Annotated in this window: 1 protein-coding gene; it reads right to left on the bottom strand. The window is 29.2% G+C overall.

Annotated features, from left to right (window positions below; translation table 11 throughout):
- Positions 1-60 precede the first annotated feature (60 nt).
- The coding region (locus B1A98_RS20665) for a hypothetical protein (protein WP_158286052.1) at positions 61-1759 on the bottom strand (1699 nt) is incomplete at its 5' end.

The raw sequence follows: 1759 nt of genomic DNA, 5'->3' as shown, positions 1-1759 counted from the left end.
GCGTTCTCGCTTTATCATATTTGAAGCTCCTCATCTTTTTTAGATCAAGTGTACGTGACCTTAATTTTTCTGTCCAGATAAGTGTAGACGCTCCACTTTGATCTCCGAAGCCTCTATGTGACCAAATCTGTATAAGTCAGTAAGCATATGAATCTTTTTCATAACTACTGAAGAATAAGAAGTTTCTTTATTATTATGAAAGGCTTTTAAAACTTGGTTTAAAAACCATTTGTTGGATGACTTGTTGGAAGGCAATATTTCTTTAATGGTAGAGAAATAATAAACATCTGCAGTTTCTTCTAAAGAAAAGTAGTCATTTTCCATAAGTAACATGAACTTTTGTATGCACTCTTGAATTTCCAACTTAACCTGTCTACCTACAACCTCATATATTGGAATCAAAATCGAAGTAAAGAAAATACAAAGATCATGTATTGATTTTTGTTCCAGCAATTTTTTTGCGTGACCTATGACCTCTACAATTATTGGATTCTCAAGTGTAGATTTATAATTATCTTTTAATATACGTATCAAATTACGATAAATAATTCCCCTATAATACTCTAATATTCTTGGATTTCCAACACATAAAGATAAATATTCTACTAATAAATTTATGGTAGACTGCTCATCCAAAACACCCTGTTTTGATTGCCGAAAAATAAAACTATTGATGTATTCTTCTTCATTTAAATATACTAGATCAGTCTTTAAAAGGGATATAATATTTTCAATAACTATTTTATATTCTTTTGAGTTCATTTTTATTCTAGATAGTAAAATAAGTATATTGCATAGATATCTATTATCTTCATCAATACTTTTCTTTTTTGACATTGCTTTTACTATATTAGCTAGAGAATCGAGCAAGTAATTTTTACCGGGACCATCTATATCAATAGTATCAATAGCGTAATTCTCAAAAAGTTCGTCTAACTCTTTGTCTTTAATGAATAGAACCATTAAGTAAACTGAAAATTTGTTCAAGCTAGACATTCTGGCTGGTTTTAATGATGAAAAAAAATTGTTCCTAGTTTCTTTTCCCTCTAATTTAGTACTGTAACTGGCCAAAACACCTTCAATAAAGCTTTTGTATAAATTTTTAACCTCGCTATAATGCTCTATGCAAAGGTAGTTGTAATTTATAAATGACCATAAATTTTCAGTTAAGTGAATTAACTTGATAATTGAATAATTTGTTGTACCTCCCCCTTTAATAACAACCTCTCTTGCCTTTTTTATAATTTCAACTGTTTGATCAAGTTCGTATTTTGTCTTGTAAATAAACGCGAAATTAGAAAGGTTCTTAAGAAATTCTAATGATCTTTGTTCTTTTTTAGGCAACTTAGAATAAATAGATTCTAAGTTTATTTCAGCTGCTTCTTTAGCTATTATTTCTATCTCTTCTTCACTAATTTCATTAGAGTCTATTTGATTATCTACAATCTCTCCTAAATACTTTCTGTTAAATTCTGAGATAAAGTGAACAGCATAGTCTCTACTCTCAAATGAGTTTCTTGATATTTTTTTATATAATTTATAAGCGTTATGATACTTTCCAAACTTGTAAAAAAGGTATGCTTTCTCAAGGGCCTCATAATAACTTTTACTTGTCATTTCCACATTTATAAATGAACTAAAACTTTTTCTATAATCAGTAAACCTTGGAGCGTCTACACTTATCTGGACAGAAAAATTAAGGTCACGTACACTTGATCTAAAAAAGATGAGGAGCTTCAAATATGATAAAGCGAGAACG

It is taken from the genome of Pseudobacillus badius (assembly GCF_002189605.1).
Classification (GTDB): Bacteria; Bacillota; Bacilli; order Bacillales; family Domibacillaceae; genus Pseudobacillus; species Pseudobacillus badius.
This window is presented reverse-complemented; position numbering and strand designations above follow the sequence as displayed.